Origin of the sequence: Paraburkholderia fungorum (genome assembly GCF_900099835.1) — a bacterium.
Taxonomy (GTDB): Bacteria; Pseudomonadota; Gammaproteobacteria; order Burkholderiales; family Burkholderiaceae; genus Paraburkholderia; species Paraburkholderia fungorum_A.
On the sequence record NZ_FNKP01000001.1, the window covers coordinates 456,082 to 478,079 of the forward strand.

18 protein-coding genes are annotated in these 21,998 nt (G+C 62.8%); 3 read left to right on the forward strand and 15 right to left on the reverse strand.

Annotated elements, in window-relative coordinates; genetic code table 11:
• Positions 1-14: 14 nt before the first annotated feature.
• A complete protein-coding gene (locus tag BLS41_RS02065) occupies positions 15-1,916 on the reverse strand; it encodes a DUF3857 domain-containing transglutaminase family protein (RefSeq protein WP_074762718.1) in 1,902 nt (633 codons plus the stop codon).
• Between the two features lie 325 nt (positions 1,917-2,241).
• Here BLS41_RS02065 and BLS41_RS02070 point away from each other — a divergent pair, with 325 nt between their 5' ends.
• A complete protein-coding gene (locus BLS41_RS02070; RefSeq protein WP_074762719.1) occupies positions 2,242-3,000 on the forward strand; it encodes a PepSY-associated TM helix domain-containing protein in 759 nt (252 codons plus the stop codon).
• Positions 3,001-3,064: 64 nt separating this feature from the next.
• Here BLS41_RS02070 and BLS41_RS02075 read toward each other — a convergent pair whose 3' ends face one another.
• The 7 genes from BLS41_RS02075 to BLS41_RS02105 form a co-directional block, all read right to left on the reverse strand.
• Positions 3,065-4,087, reverse strand: coding sequence for an XdhC family protein (locus BLS41_RS02075; RefSeq protein ID WP_074762720.1), 1,023 nt, complete (start codon positions 4,085-4,087; stop codon positions 3,065-3,067).
• Positions 4,060-4,647, reverse strand: coding sequence for an SRPBCC family protein (locus BLS41_RS02080; RefSeq protein WP_074762721.1), 588 nt, complete (start codon positions 4,645-4,647; stop codon positions 4,060-4,062). The genes BLS41_RS02075 and BLS41_RS02080 overlap by 28 nt, the downstream gene beginning before the upstream one ends.
• Complete coding sequence (locus tag BLS41_RS02085; RefSeq protein WP_074762722.1) at positions 4,638-5,900, reverse strand: vWA domain-containing protein; 1,263 nt, start codon at positions 5,898-5,900, stop codon at positions 4,638-4,640. Before BLS41_RS02085 ends, BLS41_RS02080 begins: the two co-directional genes overlap by 10 nt.
• Positions 5,897-6,796, reverse strand: a complete 900-nt coding sequence (locus tag BLS41_RS02090) for an AAA family ATPase (RefSeq protein WP_074762723.1) — start codon at positions 6,794-6,796, stop codon at positions 5,897-5,899. Before BLS41_RS02090 ends, BLS41_RS02085 begins: the two co-directional genes overlap by 4 nt.
• Positions 6,797-6,940: 144 nt before the next feature.
• Complete coding sequence (locus BLS41_RS02095) at positions 6,941-7,738, reverse strand: FAD binding domain-containing protein (protein ID WP_074762724.1); 798 nt, start codon at positions 7,736-7,738, stop codon at positions 6,941-6,943.
• A gap of 21 nt (positions 7,739-7,759) precedes the next feature.
• On the reverse strand, positions 7,760-10,156 hold the full coding sequence (locus BLS41_RS02100; RefSeq protein ID WP_074762725.1) for a xanthine dehydrogenase family protein molybdopterin-binding subunit: 2,397 nt from the start codon (positions 10,154-10,156) through the stop codon (positions 7,760-7,762).
• A 10-nt stretch (positions 10,157-10,166) separates the two neighbouring features.
• Complete coding sequence (locus BLS41_RS02105) at positions 10,167-10,742, reverse strand: (2Fe-2S)-binding protein (RefSeq protein ID WP_074762726.1); 576 nt, start codon at positions 10,740-10,742, stop codon at positions 10,167-10,169.
• A gap of 646 nt (positions 10,743-11,388) precedes the next feature.
• On the opposite strand from BLS41_RS02105, the gene BLS41_RS38245 reads away from it, so the two are divergent.
• Positions 11,389-11,997: a PAAR domain-containing protein gene (locus tag BLS41_RS38245; RefSeq protein ID WP_253189603.1), complete on the forward strand. Its 609-nt coding sequence runs from the start codon at positions 11,389-11,391 to the stop codon at positions 11,995-11,997.
• 2 nt (positions 11,998-11,999) lie between these two features.
• Complete coding sequence (locus BLS41_RS02115; protein WP_074766223.1) at positions 12,000-12,611, forward strand: type VI secretion system amidase effector protein Tae4; 612 nt, start codon at positions 12,000-12,002, stop codon at positions 12,609-12,611.
• 541 nt (positions 12,612-13,152) lie between these two features.
• Here BLS41_RS02115 and BLS41_RS02120 read toward each other — a convergent pair.
• The 7 genes from BLS41_RS02120 to BLS41_RS02155 all read right to left on the reverse strand — a co-directional run bounded on the left by BLS41_RS02120 (position 13,153) and on the right by BLS41_RS02155 (position 21,905).
• Positions 13,153-14,544 (reverse strand): branched-chain amino acid transporter BcaP, encoded by a 1,392-nt coding sequence (locus BLS41_RS02120; RefSeq protein WP_074762727.1) that lies wholly within the window; start codon positions 14,542-14,544, stop codon positions 13,153-13,155.
• A gap of 302 nt (positions 14,545-14,846) precedes the next feature.
• Positions 14,847-15,503: a response regulator transcription factor RqpR gene (gene rqpR, locus BLS41_RS02125; protein ID WP_074762728.1), complete on the reverse strand. Its 657-nt coding sequence runs from the start codon at positions 15,501-15,503 to the stop codon at positions 14,847-14,849.
• Positions 15,504-15,513: 10 nt separating this feature from the next.
• Positions 15,514-16,359 (reverse strand): sensor histidine kinase, encoded by an 846-nt coding sequence (locus BLS41_RS02130; RefSeq protein WP_074762729.1) that lies wholly within the window; start codon positions 16,357-16,359, stop codon positions 15,514-15,516.
• A gap of 437 nt (positions 16,360-16,796) precedes the next feature.
• On the reverse strand, positions 16,797-17,567 hold the full coding sequence (locus tag BLS41_RS02135; RefSeq protein WP_074762730.1) for a ferredoxin--NADP reductase: 771 nt from the start codon (positions 17,565-17,567) through the stop codon (positions 16,797-16,799).
• Between the two features lie 746 nt (positions 17,568-18,313).
• Positions 18,314-19,273: an ABC transporter permease gene (locus BLS41_RS02145; RefSeq protein WP_074762731.1), complete on the reverse strand. Its 960-nt coding sequence runs from the start codon at positions 19,271-19,273 to the stop codon at positions 18,314-18,316.
• Between the two features lie 30 nt (positions 19,274-19,303).
• Positions 19,304-20,341: an ABC transporter permease gene (locus BLS41_RS02150; RefSeq protein ID WP_074762732.1), complete on the reverse strand. Its 1,038-nt coding sequence runs from the start codon at positions 20,339-20,341 to the stop codon at positions 19,304-19,306.
• Positions 20,331-21,905, reverse strand: a complete 1,575-nt coding sequence (locus tag BLS41_RS02155) for a sugar ABC transporter ATP-binding protein (RefSeq protein WP_253189657.1) — start codon at positions 21,903-21,905, stop codon at positions 20,331-20,333. The genes BLS41_RS02150 and BLS41_RS02155 overlap by 11 nt, the downstream gene beginning before the upstream one ends.
• Between the last annotated feature and the right edge of the window lie 93 nt (positions 21,906-21,998).

Consider the following 21,998-nt stretch of genomic DNA (forward strand, 5'->3'; position numbering starts at 1 on the left):
GCGTGCAATACGCTTCAAGGCGCCTGCGACGCCACACTCGATGACTCCACCAGCGTCGACTTCACAATCACCTCGGCGCGCACGTCTCGCCCGATCGCCTCGATCGCCGGACGCATCTGCGCGAAATCGTCGGGCGAGCACACGTCGCTATCGAAATGCGTGGTGCCGTCGCGAGTCATCGTCACCACGTTGCTCGACGGATCGAATGCGTATTGCGACTGGAAATCGACGAAGCGGTCTTGTGCGCGCTTCGCCTCCGGCATATCGAGCACATGGAAGTTGGCAGGCAACTCGATGCGCGCATGTTCGTGCAGCGACAGGTTGTGGCAAACGAACGGCTGCGTGCGCCGCCGCTCGCCGAGCCAGTAACGCGTATCCGCTTCGACGCCGCCGGCGAGACTCGTCAGCGCGCGAATCGACGCCGCCGCGCCGGGCACGACCAGACTCTCCAGCGTGCCTTTCATCGTGATCGTCAGCGGGCCGTCGGCCACGTTCAGATCGTTGGTGCTGAGCGTGGCCGTGCCGCGCAGGTTCGCGCCGCGCAACTCGGCCTGAATCGACTCCTCGCGCTGCGACGGTGTCTGCATGCGCAATCGCGCACGCGCCTGTTCCGCGAACGGGCCGTTGTCTTCCAGCCTGTACGTGAAGCTCGCCGAGCCGTCGGGATCGACCTTGATCGACAGATCGGTGCTGCGTTTCATCAGCGCGGTAGCGGGCGTATTGGCGAGCACGCCGTCGCCGACGAGCACGGTCGGGCGGTTCATATCGGTGGAAGGCAGAAAGCCGAATTCGACATTCGATGCGGTCGAATCGGCGTATTGCTGCAAGTCCGGCAGCCACGTGATGACGTGATTGATGACGCCGTAACCCGGCACGCTCGGCAGCGTGTAGATCGTGCCGCTGCTGATCAGCGCGGGCTCGTTGCGCACGCCGACCGCGTCGAGCAGCGCACCGTACAGCGCGACGTGATCCTTGCAGTCGCCATAACGATTCGCGAGGATCGCGCTCGCGCTGTGCGGCACGACCGCGCCGCGCCCGACGTTGATCGCCACGTAGCGCACATTGCGGCGGACCCAGTCGTACAGCGTTTTCGCCTTGTCGCGCGGCGTGCGGTCGTGCGCGGTGAGTTGCTGCGCGAGCCTCGTGATTGCCGGATCGTGCGCGCCCGGGTCCGCAGCCGATTCGCGATAGGTCGCGGCGAAGGCGGCGTAGTCGGGAAAGGTCGACACCATCAGCCGGTCGCCATACGACACGTACGCAATCGAGCCATTCTCCAGCCGACTGAAATGCGCCTTGTCGTAGCGGAATTCGTAACGCGTGCGGCCGTTCAGTGTGACCGGTGATTGCGCGGTGAAACCCCTGGCGTCGGCATAAAGCGGCTTGCCGGCGGGCAGGTCGTAGATCAGACGGAAGTTGTGGGTCGGCGCAAGATCGGGCGGCGTGAAGTCGCTGAATTCGCCGGGCACGATCGGCTGCTTCTGCGTCTTGCGATACGCCAGATGCACGCGCGCGCCCGGTTCGACCGCCGGGAACACGATCACCTTTTCCTGGATGTCCTGGAACATCGGCGCGTCGAACGAACGGGCCTCCTGTACGTCGCGGATCTGGTCGGGCTGCACCTCGTGACGCACGCCGTCGGCGGTCGTCGTGTACGCCTCGAGAATCTGCACGTCCGCCATGTTCCGGTTGAACCAGACGTATTGCTGCGCCACCCGCGCGACGCCGGCCTCGCTGTTCACGCGCAGCGTCAGGGAATCGAGCTTGGAATACGAACCGTCGGCGTTGACGGTGAAGGTTTGCGTCTCGCCTTCGTTGGTATACGGATCGTCGAGTTTATCTGCGACGCTCGCGCTCGCGACGTGGATGCCGGCAAGCCAGCCAACTGAAACGACGCAAAGCACGGAAAAGAATCGCATGGCAGGCAGGTATCCGAACGCGCAACGTTGACGGGATCTGGAGCTAGAGTCGGGTTGCGCCGCGAGCTTGTCAAGCGCCTGCAACACGTTGCGATTGAGCAAAGCGGGTAAATGTGTAATGATAGTCGTTCTCAATTGAAAGGCATCGCCAGCTTCGGTCACATTTCTCCTCCTCTGTGACCGCCAGCCAGCCTTTCGATCAGGACGACCTGGACCGCAAGCCGGGTCGTCCGCCTTCTGACACTTTCCCTCACCGCTGCCGTATGAGCGCGCGCCTCCCCCAGTGTGCCGTCGACGGATCGAGCTGATGCCGCCTGGAGCCTGGATGAACGCCCCCGTTTCAATCGATGCAAAGTCCGCTGCCGGCCAGCGCACGCAATCCACCGCCCATACCGAATACACCGCCCATCAGCCGCCGCGCACGCATCATCTGATGGATGACGCCGAGCAGGCGGCGCGGCGTCAGCGTTCGCGCCGCTCGAATTTCATCAAGTGGCTGCGTAAGGTGCATGGCTGGGTCGGCTTGTGGGGCGCGGTGCTGGGTTTGATGTTCGGCGCGACCGGGTTCCTGCTGAACCATCGGGCCGGGCCGCTGAAAGTGTCGACGGGCGAGCCGATCGTCGAGGAAATGCAGATTCCCGTGCCGCAAAAACCGCTGCATTCGCCGATGGATCTGGCGAAGTGGCTCAAAGCCGAATTGAAGCTGGACGGCAAGCCGGGACGCGCGCGGCGCGAGCCGGCGCATCCGGTCGCGTGGGGCGATCACAGCGCGATGCAGCCGGAGTTCTGGCAGGTCGGCATCATGGGCCCGTCGCAGAACGTGCAGGCGGAGTACTGGGTGGGCAATGGCTTTGTCGCGGTAAAACGCACGCACAACAGCTTTCTCGCGACGATGAACAATCTGCACAAGGGCGCGGGTTTGAGTGTCGGCTGGGTGCTGCTGATCGATACGATCGCCGGCAGTCTGATCCTGCTTTCGCTGACCGGCGTGCTGCTATGGACCGAGTTGAACAAGCGCCGCGTGGTGGGCGTGGTGCTGGTGGGCGGGTCGATTGTCGCGACCGTGGTGTGCGCGTTGATGTGAGCGCTTGGTGTGGCGGCGAGCGTTGGGCGTTAGCGGTTGCCGGTTGCCGGAAAACGCCCCGCGTTCAAACGCTGCAGGCTGCACCGCCCGAAGCCGCGACTTCCCGAGCCGCCTTCGCACCTTCAACCTGAAGCAGCGTCGGCAGCGACACGCCGTTCTTCGCCGCCGTCACCTCGGCGAGTATCGAAACGGCAATTTCAGGCGGCGTCCGGCTGCCGATATAAATGCCAACCGGTCCATGCAAACGGGCCAACTCCGTCTCGTTCAGGTCGAACTCTTTTAGCCGCTCGCGCCGCGCCTGGTTATTCCTTCGTGAACCCAGCGCGCCGACATAGAACGCGGGCGTTTTCAACGCTTCCATCAAAGCGAGATCGTCGAGCTTCGGATCGTGCGTAAGCGCGATCACCGCGCAGCGTTCGTCGAGTTTCATGTCGATCACGGTATCGTCCGGCATGGTCCGAACGATCTTCGTGCCGGGGATATGCCACTCCTCCGTGTACTCCTCGCGCGGATCGCACACGGTGACCTGATAGTCGAGTCCCACTGCGATCTGGCACAGATAGCGCGACAACTGCCCCGCGCCGATCACCAGCATCCGGTAGCGCGGACCGTGGATGGTCAGCAGACGCTCGCCGTCGAAATGCACGCCGTCCGTCGCGAGCGCCGCATCGAGCCGGACCGCACCGGTACTCATTTCGACCTGACGCGCGACCAGACGCCCGTCCTCTACCGCACGGCACAATTCGGCGATGCCGCTTTGCAGCGTCAACGGTTCCAATGCAAGCTGGATCGTGCCGCCGCACGGCAGGCCGAAACGATGCGCTTCCTCCGCGGTGATGCCGTACTTCACCGCCTCCGGGCGCGTCTGTTCGATTCCCCGTTGCCGCACGCGGTCGATCAGATCGTCTTCGATGCAGCCGCCCGACACTGAGCCGACCACGAGCCCGTCGTCGCGGACCGCGAGCATTGCGCCCTCGGGACGCGGCGACGAGCCCCACGTCTTCACGACCGTCACCAGTAGCGCGCGATGTCCTTCCTCCAGCCAGCGTGCGCTGGACTTCAGGACTTCGAGATCCACGCTGTCCATGATTTCTTCCTCTTGGTTGGGTCTGCGTCGGCGTCGGTGCCGTCGTTCGATTGCGTGTCCTGCGTGGCGGCATCGACGGCGGATGCTTCTTCGATCGCATCAGCCGACGCGCCATCCTCTCCCGCAACATGCGCGCCAAATCGCTTGAAGAATTCGCCGGCGATCTTGCGCGCCGCGCCGTCTACCAGCCGCGAGCCGATTTGCGCCAGCTTGCCGCCGACTTGCGCGCTTGCCGTATAGCTTAACTTCGTTGCGTTTTCGCCGTCGGCTTCGAGCGCGACCCGCGCGTTGCCTTTGGCGAAACCCGCAGCGCCACCCTGGCCTTCGAACACGATACTGTAGGTGTTCGGCGCGTCGATGTCGGTCAGTTGCATGCGTCCCTTGAAACGGGCCTTGACCGGGCCGACCGCGGCGCTCAGCGCGACCAGATACGCGTTCTCGCCGTCCGCTTCGATGCTTTCGCAACCGGGGATGCAGGCGCGCAGCACCTCGGTGTCGTTCAATGCATCCCATGTTTGCTGCTGCGAAACTGGCAGCGTGTGAGTTTCGGTCAATTCCATGACGTTGCTCCCGAGGTAGCTTTGGCGGCAAGCGCGGGGCGAGGCGCGCGCGTGAGTTGCGCGAGATCGCGGCCGAACGCTGCCAGGCTGTCCAGATTGTGAACCGGACGATGCGCATCGACATACGGCAGGATCGCCTGCACGCCACGCGCCTTCGGAGAAAAGCCGCTAAACCGCAGCAGCGGATTGAGCCAGACAATGCGATGCGCGAAGCGTCGCAGGCGGGCCATTTCGGTATCGAGTACGTCGATGGCTTCGTGATCGAGGCCATCGGTGACGAGCAGCACGGTCGCACGTCCGGTCAGCACGCGCCGCGCCCAGCGCCGGTTGAATTCCGCGAGTGCCGCACCGATGCGCGTGCCGCCCGACCAGTCGACCACCTGATCGGTGAGCGTCGCAATCGCCACATCGGGATCGCGTTCGCGCAGCGCGCGCGTCGCGTTGGTGAGCCGCGTGCCGAACAGAAACACCTGCAGGCGTTCGCGCGATTGCAGCAGCGCGTGGCAAAAATAAAGCACCGCGCGCGAGTAGCTGCTCATCGAACCGGAGATGTCGAGCAGCAACACGAGCGGCGGTTTGCGTTCGACCACCGCGCGATATTTCCATACCGTCCAGTCGCCGCCCGCGCGCACCGCGTGCCGGGCACTCGCGCGCAAATCGGCATGCGTGCCATGCGATGACGCTTTCAGGCGACGCGTCGGCTCGGTGGCGAGCGGCAGACGCTGGCCACGAATCAGGTGACGCAAGCTGCGCCATTCATCGGCGGAAAGGGTGTCGAAATCTCGGTGACGCAAGCGCTCTTCCGCGCTGAACGTGACGTGCGCGTGCAACTCGTGCTGCTCGGTCTGCTGCGGCGTTCTGGTGTGCGGCGACGGCGGCGCGCGGACGGCGAGGGCATCGGCGAGACGGTTGTTGCGTTTGGGCGGCGGCAGGCCGTCGCGAACTTTTGGTAGCAGCAGCGCGCGCAGTTTGCCTTCCCAATCCGGGTCGCGCCAGAACAGCGCGAACGCGGCGTTGAAGAGTTCGCGCTCGTCGGGCGCGCAGACTAGCGAGGCGGCGAGCGCGGCGCGCACGTCGTCGCGCCGGCTGAGGTCGATCCAGTGCAGAGCGGCGAGGGCATCGACGGCCTGGGCGGGCGACATCGGCAAGCCCGCGCCGCGCAGCACGCGCACGAAGTGAACGACGTTGCGCGCGAGTGTTGGAGTTTGGTCTGGCGTCTCAACCGTTGCGCCTGAAGGGGATTGCCTGGTCATGCTGACGATCCCGGTGCGGGCGCGAGACACTGCGCAATCTGCGCGGCATCGACGCGCGCCAGATCGTCCTGATACTTGAGCAGCACACCCAGCGTGTTCTGCACCGATTGCGGATCGAGTTCCGTCACCGACAGCGCTTCCAGCGCGCGGCACCAGTCGATCGTCTCGGCAATGCCGGGCGCTTTGAACAGATCCATGCCGCGCAGCCGGTGCACGAAATCGACCGCCCGCCGCTGCAATTCCGCCGATGTCTGCGGCGCGCGAGCCGCGACGATCTCCAGTTCCCGATCCCGCTCGGGATAGCCGATCCATTGATACAGACAGCGGCGCTTCAACGCGTCGTGCACTTCGCGCGTGCGGTTCGAGGTCATCACGACGAGCGGCGGTTGCGCTGCGCGCACGGTGCCGTATTCAGGAATCGACACCTGGAAGTCCGACAGCAGTTCGAGCAGGAACGCTTCGAACGGCTCGTCGGCTCGATCGATTTCGTCGATCAGCAGCACGCGCCTCGCGCCGGGATGGTTTTCATCGGGCATCAACGCTTGCAGTAGCGGACGCTTCAGCAAAAATTCGCCGCGATACAGCGTGTCGTTATCGGGCCGCTCGCCGGCGGCTTCCGCGAGACGCAGCGCCATGATCTGACGCGGATAGTCCCACTCGTACAGCGCGCTCGCCGTATCGAGTCCCTCATAGCATTGCAGACGCAGCATCGTGGTGCCGAGCATTCCCGCTGCGGCTTTCGCGAGTTCGGTTTTGCCGACGCCCGGCTCGCCTTCGACGAACAACGGCCGCTCCATCCGCAGCGCGAGATAGAGCGCGGTCGCGAGTTCGCGGCTGGCGAAATAACGTTGCGCGGCGAGTTGCGCGAGGGTGTCGTCGATTGAAGCGGGTTGCATGGCGGTCCTGAATCTGCGCGCCTGATTGACGCCCGACTGGCATCTAAGTGACGCCGATGAAGCCTGACAAACGGGCGAGCTGCGATAAAACGAGAACGGGGCTGACGTGCCGAAATAAAAGCACGCCAGCCTGTTCGACGATCGCTAGCCGTTCGCCTTCGCCACCGCTCGCGCGGCGAGCACCGGGATCAGGTGCGCGCGATAGTCGGCGCTAGCGTGCATGTCGGTGTTCAGATTCGCCGCCGACACACTCACTCCGCGCGCGGCCTCCGGCGTGAAATTCGCCGACAGCGCGCTCTCCAGCTCCGGCACACGAAACACCGACGCCGCCGCGCCCGTCACCGCCACTCGCACGCCGCTCGCGAACTTCGCGACGAACACGCCGACCAGCGCGAAGTGCGACGCGGGATTGCGGAATTTCTCGTAGGCCGCACGCTCGGGCACCGGAAACTCGACCGCGACGATCAACTCGTCCGGCTCCAGCGCGGTTTCGTACATGCCGACGAAAAAGTCCGCCGATGCAATCCGCCGACGCTCGGTGACGATGGTCGCGTCCAGTGCCATCGCCGCCGCCGGGTAGCACGCGGCCGGATCGTTGTTTGCCAGCGAGCCACCGATCGTGCCCAGCGCTCGCACCTGACGGTCGCCGATGTGCGCGGCGAGATCGGCGAGGCCGGGCGATACGCGACGCAATTCCGCGTGCTCCGCGACATCCGCGTGGCAGACGGCGGCGCCGATCGTCACCGTGCTGGCATCCACGCTGATCGATTTGAGCGCGGGAATGCGCGTCACGTCGACCAGTTGCGACGGTTGTGCGAGACGCAGCCGCATCGTGGGCAGCAGGCTCTGGCCGCCGGCCAGGAATTTCGCGTCGCTGTCGGCGGTGAGGATGGCGGCGGCCGCTTTGGGATCCGTCGCGCGTTGATACTCGAATGAATACATGTCGATTCTCCGCTCAGGATCTCAATGGGGTTGCGCGTTGCCTTGCTTCGCCGCGTGAATCGCGGACCACACGCGATGCGGCGTCGCGGGCATCTGCAGATCGGTCACGCCGAGCGGCGCAAGCGCATCGATGATCGCGTTGATCACCGCCGGCGGCGAGCCGATCGCGCCGGCCTCGCCGCAGCCCTTCACGCCGAGCGGATTGTGCGTGCACGGCGTGCCCTTCGCGGTCTCGACGGTGAAGTCGGGCAGATCGGACGCGTGCGGCATCGCGTAATCCATGTACGAGCCGGACAGCAACTGGCCGCTGTCGTTGTCGTACACGCAGCGCTCCAGCATCGCCTGGCCGATGCCCTGCGCGAGCCCGCCGTGCACCTGTCCTTCGACGATCATCGGATTGATCACGTTGCCGAAATCGTCCACGGCGGTGAACTGCTGGATGCGGCACACGCCGGTATCCGGATCGACTTCGACCTCGCAGATGTACGCCCCGGACGGATAGGTGAAGTTGGTCGGATCGTAGAACGCGCTTTCTTCGAGACCGGGTTCGAGCACGTCGAGCGGATAGTTGTGCGGCACGTACGCCGCGAGCGAAATGTCGGCGAATGCTTTCGTGCGATCGGTGCCCGCGACGCGGAACACGCCGTCCTTGAACTCGATATCTTCGGCCGCCGCTTCCAGCAGATGCGCGGCGATTTTCTTCGCCTTCGTTTCGATCTTGTCGAGCGCCTTCATGATCGCCGAGCCGCCGACCGCAATCGAGCGCGAGCCATACGTCCCCATGCCGAACGGAATCCGCCCCGTGTCGCCGTGGACGATCTCGACGCTTTCCAGCGCGATGCCGAGCCGGTCGGCGACCACCTGCGCAAAGGTCGTTTCGTGTCCCTGGCCATGACTGTGCGAACCGGTGAACACGGTGACGGAACCGGTCGGGTGCACGCGAATCTGTCCGACTTCGAAGAGGCCCGCCCGCGCGCCCAACGCGCCGGCGATATTCGACGGCGCGAGGCCGCATGCCTCGATGTAGCACGAGTAGCCGAGGCCGCGCAGCTTGCCGTTCTTGGCGGATTCCTGTTGGCGGGCAGCGAAGCCTTTGACGTCTGCGAGTTCGAGCGAACGCGCGAGGATCGTCTCGTAGTCGCCGGTGTCGTAAGTGAGGCCGACCGGCGTCGCGTACGGAAAATCGCGGATGAAATTGCGGCGGCGAATCTCGGCCGGATCGAGCTTCATTTCGCGCGCGGCGGTTTCGACCAGACGCTCGACGACGTAGGTCGCTTCGGGACGGCCCGCGCCTCGGTAGGCATCGACGGGAACGGTGTGGGTGAAGACCGCTTTCACTTCGGCGTAGATCGCGGGCGTCGCGTACTGGCCCGCGAGCAGCGTCGCGTACAGGATGGTCGGCACGCTCGACGCGAACGTGGACAGATACGCGCCCATGTTCGCGATGGTGTGGATGCGCATGGCGAGGAACTTGCCGTCGGCGTCCATCGCGAGTTCGGCTTTCGTCACATGATCGCGGCCGTGCGCGTCGGACACGAACGCTTCCGAGCGCTCGGCTGTCCATTTCACCGGACGGCGGATTTTCTTCGACGCCCAGGTGAGCGCGACGTCCTCTGCATACAGAAAGATCTTCGAACCGAAGCCGCCGCCAACGTCCGGCGCGATGATGCGCAATTTCGACTCCGGCAGCGACAGCACGAACGCGGCCATCAACAGACGCTCCACGTGCGGGTTCTGATTCGCGACGTAGACCGTGTAGCTGTCGTCCTGCGGCGAGTAACTCGCGTTGACCGCGCGCGGTTCGATCGCGTTCGGCACCAGCCGGTTGTTGACGATGTCGAGTGTGGTGACGTGGGCGGCTTTGGCGAATGCGGCGTCGGTGGCGGCTTTGTCGCCGTGGCCCCAGTTGTAGCAGACGTTGTCGGGCACTTCGTCGTGGACCGCGGGCTGGCCCGCATCGGCTGCATGCGCTGTGTCGACGACGGCGGGCAGCACGTCGTAATCCACGTCGATCAGTTCGGCGGCGTCTTTCGCGGCCTTGATCGAATCGGCGATCACGAGCGCGACCTGGTCGCCGACGTGGCGCACTTTCGTATGCGCGATGACCGGGTGCGGCGGCTCGTTCATCGGCTTGCCGTCAGTGCTGTGGATCAACCAGCCACAAGGCAATCCGCCGACGTTTTCAGCGGCCATGTCCGCGCCGGTGAAGATCGCGATCACGCCGGGCGACTGCTTTGCCGCCGCGATGTCGATGCTGTTGATCTTCGCGTGCGCATGCGGCGAGCGCAGGAACACCGCGTAGGTTTGCTGCGGCAGGACGATGTCGTCGGTGTACTGGCCGTTGCCGGTCAGAAACCGATAGTCTTCCTTACGTTCGACCGAGGCGCCGATCAGATGGGGGGTGTCGGGTGCGTTCATCGTCGGCTCCTCAGGCGGTGACTGGCGCGGTGGCCGATGCGCTGGCTGCGTTCGCTGTATTCGCATGGGCGGCGGTGTCGGTGTCGGCGCTGGTCGCGGCGGTGGCCGCGTTGCCGGCGGACTTCATGCCTGCTGCGCCTTCGAGGACTGCCTTGACGATGTTGTGATAGCCCGTACAGCGGCACAGGTTGCCGTCGAGCTGTGCGCGGACGTCGTCGCCGGTGAGGTCGGGCTGGCGTTGCACGAGCGAGACCGCGCTCATCACCATGCCGGGCGTACAGAAGCCGCACTGGAGACCGTGACAGTGTTTGAACGCTGCTTGCATCGGATGCAGGGTGCCGTTCTGCGCGAGCCCTTCGATGGTGGTGATTGCCGCGCCTTCGGCTTGTACCGCGAGGATGTTGCAGGATTTGATCGCGCGGCCGTTCAGGTGGACTGTGCAGGCGCCGCATTGAGCCGTGTCGCAGCCGATGTGCGTGCCGGTGAGGCGTAGCTGGTCGCGCAGGAACTGGACAAGCAGGGTGCCGGGTTCGATAGACGCGGTGACTGGCGCGCCGTTCACCGTCAGACTGATGCTGATCGCCATGAAGTTGTCTCCTGATGGGGTGAGACCGGACCTTCGGGTTTTGGCTGCTTTTTCGTCGTTTCTGGCTTTGCTTTGTTGGTCTGCTGTGCTTCGGGTCCGGTGTTGGGGGACTGCTGCTTTTTTCTTACGGGTGTGCCGAAAAGTAAAGCACAAATTGGACGGGGGCGCTATGAGGGGAAGTTTTTTGCGCGGGGCGCTGGGGGTGGGTGTGGTCTTTGGGTGTTGGCCTTTCCTTGTGATCGCGGTGGTCTATTGGCGTTGCCCCTGTGCGGGGCGGCACTCACTTTCTTTGCCGCCGCAAAGAAAGTAAGCAAAGAAAGCGGGCTCACACCGCTAGCTCATAAGTGGGTCCCCTGGCTTGGAGGGGGCAGTGGTGCATCTGGAATCGGTGCGCTCGCACACTCAGCGTTGATGACAAGGCAGTCGTCCGCTCTCACACCGCACTGCGTGCGTCGCGGTGGGTTTGCTTGGGAAACCGGGGTTTAGATCCAACAAACGGGTGGATTCAAGGGTGGATTTTCTGTCCCTATTTTCATATTTATCCTATTTTTATCTGCCCCGGCTTTGTCGAGGATTGACGGGGGTTGGATTTTACGGCGCGGCCAAGTGAAGTAGCTCGAGTGACCACACGAGTGGAATGTTGGGGATGTTGCGCTGGCTCCCGTTCACGTTAGGAAATCACATCAACAGAGGAGCGTTCATGCATAGAGCAATGATCCGGCACGGTGATCCAACGACAACTGGTGGTTTTGTAATGGCCTTTAGTTCCACCACGTTCGACGATGGACGACGGATTGCCCTTCATGGCGACGAGGCAACTTGCGGCATCTGTCAGGGAGTCTTCAAGATATTCGGCAGTGGAACCGATGCGACAGAAAACGGAAGGGCAACTGTTTTACATGGTGATCCGGTCATCTGTCCGTGCGGTAAGAACAAGGTGTTCGTCGTCAGCGATCCGGGCTGTCATGTCGAAATAGAAACCGGCGTGGCGCGACCAGGCGGCGCTGCATCGGCGGCGCGATCCGCGATGGCAGCTGGTGCATCTATCGCGCGCTACGACGAGCAAGTTTGTCCCGCAATTCAGGGGGAGGGGGCGCTCAACGGCTATCCGTATTTCATCGAGACGACCGACGGCCGCATGTTCTTAGGACGAATCGAGGGAAGTGGTCCGCTGCCTCGGATCGAAACGGACATAGCCGACACGTACACGGTCTATTGGGGCGACGAAGCTCTTGCAAGACAGAATGGATGCTGAAGATGCCAAACAAGAAAACAGTTGTCCAGACTAATACGACGCAGAACTCAATCAAGGAAGTGCGACTAAAGGCTCTGACTTTCCACGAGCTGTGGGACAACTACGTCACGGGCGATCCCTATGACGATCCGAGCGGCCAATACAGCAATCAGTGTGCAATTCGCATGAGTGCTACATTCCATCGAGTTGGCATAGAGATGAAATCATTTTCGCAAAAACTGATTGCGCCTATGCCCGGCAAGCCCACCCTTGGCCGGATTATTCTCGATGGTAAGCCGACCGCAACGCGGGCCTTCGAGTTAGCCGAATGGCTCAAACTTGGTCCAATCGCGGGTCTCGCTGAACCTCAAGACATTGCGGGTCCCGGATGGCGGGACAAGGTAACAGGCCGTACGGGAATGATATTTTTCTTTGGCTACTGGCAACAGGACGGCGACTCCATCAATGATTTGAGCGGCGGTCATATTGATTTGTGGAATGGTTCGAGATTGACCAACAACGGGATTCTCGGCGTCGCAGAAAATTTTCTTCGATTCAGGCTGAACCGCCCCACCGGCCCCGGCTTTTCGGACTTAAGCAAGTCGAAACAGATTTTGTTCTGGGAAATGAAATGAAGCGGGTATGGGGCAGTTTGCTTGCCGTAGCAATCGGGTTTGCGGTGGCATTGCGCCTGGGGGATTCGGCCAGGTGGAATCCATGGCCCGAAAAGTCTTATCACGGATGTTATGAGATTGACGCTTGTAACGTCCCTTGGTGGCTTATCGCAGTTTTCGTTTTATGGCTCGTGGGTCCGCCCGTGATCTATGGGTGCGTCGCCTATGTCGGCATCGGCCGAAAATGGTCGGCTATGCGCTGGCTCGTTACCGGGTCAACTCTACTTTTGGGAACGATAACCTTCTACATATCCTGGTATGCCTACCGAGCATTTATTTGAGTGCGGCAGGGGCAAGAATGATCCTGGCAGTCACGCTTGCGACCGCGGCGTTACGACTGTATTGAGAGGACGTGTAGATGTAAGTCGTGAGGAAGATGTGCAGAGGAGCTAAGAAGCTAAGCGCCGCCCCAGATAGGGGCAGCACTAATAAACCACCGCGAGATCAAGACAAAGCTGATATTTTCGCAACACCCTCCTCAGGGCCGTAAGCAACTTTCCGGTCACCCCGCCAACTTCGAATTCCGCCGCGAATACCCGAAATAAATCACCATCCCGATCACCAGCCAGATACCAAAAGCCGCCCACGTCACACGCTGAAGATTCAGCATAAGAAAGAGACAGGACGCAACAGCGAGCACCGGCACAACCGGCACGCCAGGGCACTTAAAAGCGCGTGGCAAATCCGGATGCGTTTTCCGCAAAACCAGCACGGCAATCGACACCATCGAAAACGCTGCCAGCGTCCCGATATTGATCAGCTCAGCCAGCACATTCAACGGCACGAGCGCGCCGATCAGGCCGAAGAAAATCCCCACGAGCCAGGTCGTGAAAAACGGCGTCGCGAATTTCGGGTGCAGGCGCGAAAGCCGCTCCGGCAGAAGCCCGTCACGCGACATCGCGAAGATCACGCGCGTCTGTCCGTAAGCCATCACGAGAATCACGGTCAACATGCCGAGCACGGCGCCGAGATCGATAAAGCCCGCCACCCAGGTTTGCCCCGCCTGCTGCAACGCATAAGAAACCGGATGCGAAATGCCCGCGAACTTCGCCGACGGCACGATCCCCGTCACCACCGCCGCGACCGCGACGTACAACACAGCGCACACGCCAAGCGAAGCAATAATCCCGATCGGCAGATCGCGTTTCGGATTCTTCACCTCTTCCGACGCCGATGACACCGCATCGAATCCGATAAACGCGAAGAACATCACCGCTGCCGCGCCGAATACGCCGTTCCAGCCGTTCGGCATGAACGGATGCCAGTTGGCCGGCGTCACGTGAAACACGCCCACGCCGATCACCAGCAACACCACCGTCACCTTGATCGCGACCATGATGTTGTTGATCCGCGCGGATTCGCGAATGCCGACCGACAACAACGCGGTAATCGCCATCATCACCAGGAATGCGGGCAGGTTGAACAGCGTGTGCTGTCCAGCCACCGCGCCGGGCGCGGCGCTCAACGCAACCGGCAAAGAAACGCCGAAGCCCGACAGCAACGATTGCAGATAGCCCGACCAGCCGACCGATACCGCCGACGTCGCCAGCCCGTATTCAAGCATCAGATCCCAGCCGATGATCCACGCGGCCAACTCGCCGAGCGTCGCGTACGAATACGTATAAATGGATCCGGCGACCGGAATCGTCGACGCGAATTCCGCGTAGGCAAGCGCGGCGAAACCGCACGCGATCGCCGCGATGATGAACGACAGCATCAGCGCCGGGCCGGCCTGAACGGCGCCCGTGCCGGTCAGCACGAAAATGCCGGTGCCGATAATGGCGCCGACACCGAGGAAGGTCAGATCGAGTGCGCCGAGCGCTTTCTTGAGGCCGGCGTTCTGAGCGCTCGACGCGATCATGTGCTCGACGCTTTTTGTTCGAAACAGGGACATTGGCGTGGGTCTCCAGTGGTGCACGCGTGTTGCGCGCCGAATGTCGGGGAAACCCACGATTTTAACGGATGCGAAGCACTGCACTATTTTGGGACGTACCGCACGGGTTGTACCGGCCGGGCGGAAACTCCCGGCGGTAGGGGCATCGGGCGCGACGTTCGTCCGCCGAACGCAAAACGGCAGCAAAGCTTTCGCGCGATGCGGGATAAATGGGGAGGGAATCTCTCCGTTGCAAACTCGCCGTGTGAGCGGCGAGTTATTCAGCAGACGTAGGACAAATGCAGAGGCAAAAGCGCAGGCGTTCAGCCCGCCATTGCCGGATTCAGATCGACGAGCCGGTTGCTCATCACGTAGAAGGTCAACTCGGCGTTGTTGCGCAGCTTCATTTTCTCGAGCAGCCGCGTGCGATACACGCTAACCGTCTTCACCGATAGCGACAGCGTCGCCGCAATATCGGTCAGCCGCTTGCCGGACGCGAGCATGCACAGCGTCTGATATTCGCGATCGGAGAGCTTTTCGTGCGGCAACTGTTCGCCGTCGAAGGAAACGTAGTCGGCGAGCGCTTCGGCCATCGCCGGGCTCACGTATTTGCGGCCGGCCGCGACCTGCTGGATCGCGCAGATCATCTGCGCGGCATCGACCGTTTTCGACAGATAACCCGACGCGCCCGCCTTCAGCGCGCGCACCGCGTATTGATCCTCGCGATACATCGAGAACATCAGCACGGCCACGCGCGGCGCTTTGCGCTTCAGGCGCTTCAGCACTTCGACGCCGTTCATGTCGGGCAGACCGATGTCGAGCAGCACGACGTCGTAAGTCTGATTGCCGACGGCTTCGAGCGCCTCGGTACCGCTTTGCGCCTCGGTGACTTCACGCGCCACACCACGGTCGATCAGCAATTGACGCACGCCCTGGCGGACCACGGCGTGATCTTCGGCGATCAGAATGCGCAGGCTCATGACCGGTCGCTCACGATTGCAGCGCGTGCCGTTCGGCGCGCGGCGCTTGCGCCAGCATCGCGTCCCACGCAAAGCGTGCGCGCACGAGCGTACCGCGCGATGGGGAGCCGCTTGCGTCACCGCGTCGGGCGCTGACGCGCAACGTGCCGTCGAACGCGGCGCAGCGTGCCTGCATGCCGCTCAGGCCGAAATGCCCGCGCTGGTTGCCTGCATGGCGAGCCAGTCCGATGCCGTCGTCGCTGACGAGCAGCGTGAGGTGCTGGCGGCTGGTTTCGATCCGCACATCGGCCGATTCGGCGCGCGCGTGCTTCGCAATATTGTTCAGCGCTTCCTGGGCGACACGGAATACGGCCAGCGCGGCGTCGGCGGGCAGGCGCGTGAGGCGCACGTCGGCGGCGCAGACGAAACTCGTGCGCAAGTGCGTGCGGGTCGAGAAGTCGCCGGTCCAGTGCGCGAGTGCGCCCACAATCCCTGCTTCGAGCGACGGCGCATGGAGTTCCGCCACCGCCTGTTGGCTCGCGGCGCACGCGGCGTCGAGCGAACGGCCGGCGACGGCGAGTGCGGCCGCGCATTGCGACGGCGCGTCGGCGGGCAGCCAGGTTTCGACACCGGCCAGCGCAAAGCGCATCGCGGTCAGTTCGGCGCCCACGCCGTCGTGCAGTTCGCGCGCCACATGGCGGCAAGCGGCTTCACGCGCCTGAACCAGTTCCGCCGACAGTTCGCTGACCCGTGCGCGCAGCCGTGCAAGTTCGCGTTCGACCGACGACGACGGCGCGGCAACGTCCGCGTCGAAGCCGTCACGCGTCGGCGACGAAGGGGGCTGGGTGTTGAACGGGACGACAGTCAGCGTATCCATAATGTTTCCTGATCAGGAAGCGATGTGGACAGCAAAGCAGGGGCGCAACGGCTGCGCGAAGACGAAAGAACGCATGCGAGTCTCTAGCCTCCAGATACGACCGTCTGACGGAATTCCGTGACGGACAAAACGCTATGGTGAGAGGTAACGAAATTTACATTCAGTAACAAGCTAGCTGGTTGCTAGAAGACTTGTCAAATCGTCTGATTGTGCGGCGCGATGATATCTCAAAAAAAGAAAAAATGCAGGCCCATCAAGGCTTAGAGCTTGCTTTTCATGCAATGGTTGATGATTTTAAACAACGCATTTGTAGGAAGAATACCGACATTGAATGTTAAATGTCGGTTGTGTCATTTGTAACCTGGCCAATAAAAAAAGGAGCCAGAAGGCTCCTTTTTTTGATTCCGCGACATGGTGTCGCGCGTTAGCAACGTGGCTTAGCCGACGAATGCTTTTTCGACAACATAGTGACCCGGCGAATTGTTGCTGCCTTCCTCGAAACCGAGGTCGTCGAGCAGTTTGCGGGTGTCGCGCAGCATGTGCGGGCTGCCGCAAAGCATCACGCGGTCGTTTTCGAGCGAGAAGCCCGGCACGCCGAGGTCGGCGAACAGCTTTTCGGTTTCGATCAGCTCGGTGATGCGGCCGCGGTTCTGGAACGCTTCGCGTGTGACCGTCGGGTAATACAGCAGCTTTTCCTGGACCAGTTCGCCGAGGTGCTCGTGCGCCGGCAGGTGGTCGGTGATGTATTCCTTGTACGCGAGTTCGTCGACGAAACGGCAGGTGTGCGTGAGCACTACGCGCTCGTAACGGTCGTAAATGTCCGGATCTTTAATGATCGACATGAACGGCGCGAGGCCCGTGCCCGTGGACAGCAGCCACAGCGTCTTGCCCGGCAGCAGGTTGTCGGCCATCAGCGTGCCGACCGGCTTCTTGCCGATCAGGACTTCGTCGCCGACCTTCAGGTGCTGCAGACGCGACGTAAGCGGACCGTCCTGCACCTTGATGCTCAGGAATTCGAGATGTTCTTCGTAGTTCGCACTGGCGAGGCTATAAGCGCGGATCAGCGGCTTGCCGTCGACTTCGAGGCCCACCATCGTGAACTGGCCGTTTTCGAAACGGAACCCCGGGTCGCGCGTGCAGGTGAAGCTGAAAAGCGTATCGGTCCAGTGATGGACGCTCAGGACGGTTTGTGAATTCAGGTTGCTCATGGCTTCTTGGATAGTGCGAAAACAAAGGCGGCCAGTCGTTGGAGCCGGCCGGCACGGCAAGGGCGATGCTGCGCTAACCCGTGGTCGGGAGTCACGCGCAATCCGCTATTTTACCGCGCTCGCTGGCTGGAGGCTTGCGACGCGGCGATTGAGCGTGTGATGCGGGTTGCCGGACCTGGAAGCGGCGGCGCCGGCTAGCGATTCAGGCGGGCGTCGCGAAGTACATCGGCGGGAGTGCTGCCGCGCTTCAGCAGGGGTACGGCGATCGGCGAAAACCGCGCTGGGCGGTTGCGATCGGCTGCCTGGCAGACGCCGTAAAGGCACGCCGCGTGGGCAACATTTTCAGGATGATACCGAAACGCGGCGTGCACTGCAGCATTGACCCTGCTGATAAAACTGGCAAATGGGAATGCGGTGCGGGGTGGCGGGGGAGTGCGGGGCGGTGGCGCGGCGAGGGATTCGGAAGGCGGAGGAGTCGATTTTTGGTACACAGAAGCTAGTTCGGCTTGATGAAGGTTTCTCAAATACGCCGTTGATAACGGATTTTTAGCGATCTCTTATCCGTTCACTCTGAGATGTATAAAGCGTGCTGACATGTGACAAGAGACAGATGGCAAATGCGACGCACACGGTTGTCTGCCGATTTGTGGAAGCCAAGGCGGCAAACAGAACCTTGCCGCCTCGACTCAAACACTTTCACTGCATTTCACGCGTCTGGCGAAATTCAAGCGAGCTAAACCAACCCGTCAAGCCGCCGCAACCACCCGCTTCTTGCCGCGCTGCTTCAACACCCGAGCCTGCAACACGATCACCAGCAGCAGGAACACGCCGCGAATCACCGACTGCCAGTAAGCCGACAAGCTGATAAACCCCAGTCCGTTCTCGAAGTTCAGCAGGTTGAACACAAGCCCGAGCAGCAGCACGCCGGCAATCGTCATCGCGACCGAACCTTCGCCGCCGGTCAGCAGCGTGCCGCCCAGCACCACCGCCGAAATCGCGAACAGCTCCCAGCCGACGCCCTCGTTCGGCTGCCCCGCGCCAAATTGCGCGGCGAGGATCACGCCCGCCATGCCCGCCAGCAAACCGCTCACCGCGTAAGCCAGCACCAGAGTCCGGTCGACGTTCAAGCCCATCAGCCGCGCCGCTTCCTCGCTGCCGCCGATCGCGAGCGAATGTCGTCCGAAACGCGTGCTGCGCAGTGCCAGCCAGCCGGCCACCGCCGCGACGACCGCGACGATCCCGGGAATCGGCAGGCCGAACAGATCGCCTTGTCCGAAGTTGCCGAAATTCGAGTCCGACGCGATCGACACCGCGTCGTTCTTGCCCAGCAGCAGCGCGACGCCGTGCGCGCCGAGACTGGTCGCGAGCGTCACGATAAATGGCAGGATCTTGAGCCGCGTGATGATCAGCCCGTTGAGCACGCCGACCGCGAGTCCTGCAACGCAGCCCGCTACGACCGCGGCCAGGCCGCCGTACGGGCTCGCCAGTGCCGCGACGACGCTCGCCAGAGCCGCCACCGTGCCGACCGACAGATCGATACCGCCGGTAATGATCACGAACGCCATGCCGATGGAGATCAGCGCGAACATCGAGTTGTAGCGCCAGAATGACGTGATGTTGTACGCCGAGCCGAAATGGTCATAGCGCACGAGGCCGAAGATAACCAGCGCGGCCAGCGCAACCAGGATAGGAAGATTCTTTTTCATCGCATCGAGTCCAGAAGTGTCCTTGAGGCGTCAGCGCGAGCGCCGCTGCACATAAACCGCCGCGACGATGATGCCGGCCTTCACCACGAGTGCCGCCGCATCGGGAATGCCGTGCGCGAGCAGCGTGTAACGCAGCAACTGGATGATCAGCGCGCCGATCAGCGTGCCGCCGATATACGCCTTGCCGCCCGTCAACGCCGTGCCGCCAACCGCCACCGCTGCAATCGCATCGAGTTCGACGCCGAGGCCGACCACGTTCGCATCGGACGACGAATTCACCGAGATCGAGATCAGCCCGGCCAGACCCGCCAAAGCCGCGCACAACGTGTACGCGATCAGCTTGATGGTGGCAGTCGGCACGCCGCACAGATACGCGGCCTTTTCGTTGCCGCCGGTGATCAGCAGGTATTGGCCGAACAGCGTCTTGCGAACCACCCACACGAACAGCGCGACCAGCGCCAGCATCAGCAGAACCTGGAAGGGCACGCCCGCGACCTTGCCGAGCGCGATCCACTGGAATGCGGGCGTGTTGAACGCCTGCAGGCTGCCGTCGGTGACGACCTGCGCGATCCCGCGTCCGGCGATGAACAGCACCAGCGTTGCGACAATCGGCTGAACGGCCAGCCTCGTCACCAGAAAGCCGTTAAACACGCCGCACAGCGCCGCGGCCAGCACCGGCAGCACGAAGGCGAGCGCGATCCCGCCGGGCCCCGCGATGTTCAGGAACAGCATCGGCGCGAGCGCACCGGAGATCGCCATCGACGCGCCCACCGACAGATCGATCCCGCCTGTCGCCACCACCAGCGTCATGCCGATGCCGACGATCACGATCGTCACCACCTGCGTCATGTTGACGTTGAAGGTTTGCAGCGACCAGAAGTGCGGCGTGAAGATCAGGTTGAACAGCACCATCGCGAGCAACACGATGACTTCGCGCTGCATCGCGAGATGCCGCCATTTCTGCACCGTGCTCGACGATTTGGTGCGGGTCGCGCTGGCCGGCGACGAACCGCTGTCGACCTGGCGCCCTTCGGGTTGCAGTGTTTCGGTATGCAGCTTAAGCGCCATGACGGTCGCCCTCCAACGCGTCTTCGATATGGGCGGCGTTTGCCGTTTGCGCGGCTTCGGCCAGTTGCGAATGACCTTCGCTGCCGTACGCGATCGCGTCCATGATCGTGGTCTCGCTCATGTCGGCGCCATTCAGTTCGGCGACCGTGCGGCCGTCGCGGATCACCACCGCGCGGTCGGCCACGGCGGTCAACTCTTCGAGTTCGGACGCGGACAGCAGCACCGCGAGTCCGGCGTCGCGCAATTCGCGGACGATCTTCGCCACGTCCGCTTTCGCGCCGACGTCGATACCGCGCGTCGGTTCATCGAGCAGCAGCAGCGACGGTTCGGCGGCGAGCCAGCGCGCCAGCAAAACCTTCTGCTGATTGCCGCCCGACAGTTCGCGGATCGGTTGATCGGCGGAACGCAGTTTGATGCCGAGCGACGTGATGAAACGGTCGACAATCGCCTGCTGTTTCTTCACATCGACGACGCCGTTTTTCGCCAGCGTGCGCAGACAAACCAGCGTGAGGTTGTCGCGCACCGACAGTTCGGGGACGATGCCTTCGCCCTTGCGGTCTTCGGTGAGATAGGCGAGGCCGCGCGCGATCGCGTCTTGCGGCGACTTCAGCGCGACCGCTTCGCCGCCGATCGACAGCGAGCCTTGCTCGAGCGGATCGGCGCCGAACATCAGCCGCATGGTTTCGGTGCGGCCCGAGCCGAGCAGACCGGCGAGACCGACTGCCTCGCCTGCATGCACGGCGAGCGACACGTCGTTCACTTTCGGATGCGCGCTCAGGTTGGCGGCGGCAATCGCCTGCTTGCCGCGTCGCGCGAGGTTCGCTTCGCGCGACGCGGTGTCTTCCTGCACGACGGCGGCGAGCGTGCGGCCGAGCATCGTCGTGACGAGTTGCAGCTTGTCCATCTCGGCCATCGTGCTTTGCGCGACCGTCTGACCGTCGCGCATCACCGTGACGCGGTCACACAGTGCGTAAAGCTCGTCGAGCCGGTGCGACACGAAGATCACCGCGCGGCCGTCGTCGCGCAGCTTGCGCACCACGGTGAACAACAGTTCCACTTCGCGTTCGTCGAGCGACGACGTGGACTCGTCCATGATGACCATCTTCGCGTCCGACGACACCGCGCGCGCCAGCGCCACCATCTGCTGGATCGCGGTCGAATAGCGGCCAACCGGTTTCTTCACGTCGATCTGCAAACCGAATGATTCGAGCAAAGCGCTGGCGCGTTGCTGCACCGCGCGCCAGTCGATCAGACCGTAACGGCGCGGCTCGCGTCCGAGAAAAATGTTTTCCGCGACCGAGCGAAACGGCACCAGGTTGATCTCCTGATAAATCGTGCTGATGCCCGCTTCACGCGCCTGCTTCGGCGTGCGGAAATCGACTTCGCGGCCCTCGAAGCGTACGCTGCCCGACCCGCGTCGATATGCGCCGGTCAGGATCTTGATCATCGTGGATTTGCCCGCGCCGTTCTGGCCGATCAGCGCGTGAACTTCGCCTGCTGCGACGCTCAGATTCGCGCCACGCAAAGCGGGTACGCCGCCGAAGCTGATGCCGATATCCTGCATCTCGAGCAGCGGCGAACGGTTAAGGGGGGAGTGTGGCGTCTGCGTGCCGGATTCCGTCACGGGGTGTCCTCCTGATGCGGTGCTGCGTGTGCT

Coding starts and splice junctions, on each gene's coding strand:
- BLS41_RS02065 (WP_074762718.1), bottom strand. CDS start 1,916: ATGCGATTCTTTTCCGTGCTTTGCGTCGTTTCAGTTGGCTGGCTTGCC.
- BLS41_RS02070 (WP_074762719.1), top strand. CDS start 2,242: ATGAACGCCCCCGTTTCAATCGATGCAAAGTCCGCTGCCGGCCAGCGC.
- BLS41_RS02075 (WP_074762720.1), bottom strand. CDS start 4,087: ATGGACAGCGTGGATCTCGAAGTCCTGAAGTCCAGCGCACGCTGGCTG.
- BLS41_RS02080 (WP_074762721.1), bottom strand. CDS start 4,647: ATGGAATTGACCGAAACTCACACGCTGCCAGTTTCGCAGCAGCAAACA.
- BLS41_RS02085 (WP_074762722.1), bottom strand. CDS start 5,900: ATGACCAGGCAATCCCCTTCAGGCGCAACGGTTGAGACGCCAGACCAA.
- BLS41_RS02090 (WP_074762723.1), bottom strand. CDS start 6,796: ATGCAACCCGCTTCAATCGACGACACCCTCGCGCAACTCGCCGCGCAA.
- BLS41_RS02095 (WP_074762724.1), bottom strand. CDS start 7,738: ATGTATTCATTCGAGTATCAACGCGCGACGGATCCCAAAGCGGCCGCC.
- BLS41_RS02100 (WP_074762725.1), bottom strand. CDS start 10,156: ATGAACGCACCCGACACCCCCCATCTGATCGGCGCCTCGGTCGAACGT.
- BLS41_RS02105 (WP_074762726.1), bottom strand. CDS start 10,742: ATGGCGATCAGCATCAGTCTGACGGTGAACGGCGCGCCAGTCACCGCG.
- BLS41_RS38245 (WP_253189603.1), top strand. CDS start 11,389: ATGTTGCGCTGGCTCCCGTTCACGTTAGGAAATCACATCAACAGAGGA.
- BLS41_RS02115 (WP_074766223.1), top strand. CDS start 12,000: ATGCCAAACAAGAAAACAGTTGTCCAGACTAATACGACGCAGAACTCA.
- BLS41_RS02120 (WP_074762727.1), bottom strand. CDS start 14,544: ATGTCCCTGTTTCGAACAAAAAGCGTCGAGCACATGATCGCGTCGAGC.
- rqpR (WP_074762728.1), bottom strand. CDS start 15,503: ATGAGCCTGCGCATTCTGATCGCCGAAGATCACGCCGTGGTCCGCCAG.
- BLS41_RS02130 (WP_074762729.1), bottom strand. CDS start 16,359: ATGGATACGCTGACTGTCGTCCCGTTCAACACCCAGCCCCCTTCGTCG.
- BLS41_RS02135 (WP_074762730.1), bottom strand. CDS start 17,567: ATGAGCAACCTGAATTCACAAACCGTCCTGAGCGTCCATCACTGGACC.
- BLS41_RS02145 (WP_074762731.1), bottom strand. CDS start 19,273: ATGAAAAAGAATCTTCCTATCCTGGTTGCGCTGGCCGCGCTGGTTATC.
- BLS41_RS02150 (WP_074762732.1), bottom strand. CDS start 20,341: ATGGCGCTTAAGCTGCATACCGAAACACTGCAACCCGAAGGGCGCCAG.
- BLS41_RS02155 (WP_253189657.1), bottom strand. CDS start 21,905: ATGCAGGATATCGGCATCAGCTTCGGCGGCGTACCCGCTTTGCGTGGC.